Annotated in this window: 1 protein-coding gene; it reads left to right on the top strand. The window is 64.9% G+C overall.

Features of this window, described 5'->3' with window-relative positions; all coding sequences use genetic code 11:
- A partial coding sequence (locus HB681_RS37830; RefSeq protein WP_256735278.1) for an EF-Tu/IF-2/RF-3 family GTPase occupies positions 1-316 on the top strand: 316 nt, incomplete at both ends.

Here is a 316-nt window from a genome sequence, read left to right as displayed (position 1 = left end):
CGAGCGCGCCGTGGACGGCACCTTCCTGATGCCCGTCGAAGACGTGTTCTCGATCTCGGGTCGCGGCACGGTCGTGACCGGCGCCGTCGAGCGTGGCGTGATCAAGGTCGGCGAAGAAATCGAAATCGTGGGCATCCGCCCGACGGTCAAGACCACCTGCACTGGCGTGGAAATGTTCCGCAAGCTGCTGGACCAAGGTCAAGCGGGCGACAACGTCGGCGTGCTGCTGCGCGGCACCAAGCGCGAAGAAGTCGAACGTGGCCAAGTCCTGTGCAAGCCGGGCTCGATCAAGCCGCACACGCACTTCACCGCCGAA

This window comes from Variovorax sp. dw_954, assembly GCF_018449755.1.
Taxonomy (GTDB): Bacteria; Pseudomonadota; Gammaproteobacteria; order Burkholderiales; family Burkholderiaceae_C; genus Variovorax.
This window is presented reverse-complemented; position numbering and strand designations above follow the sequence as displayed.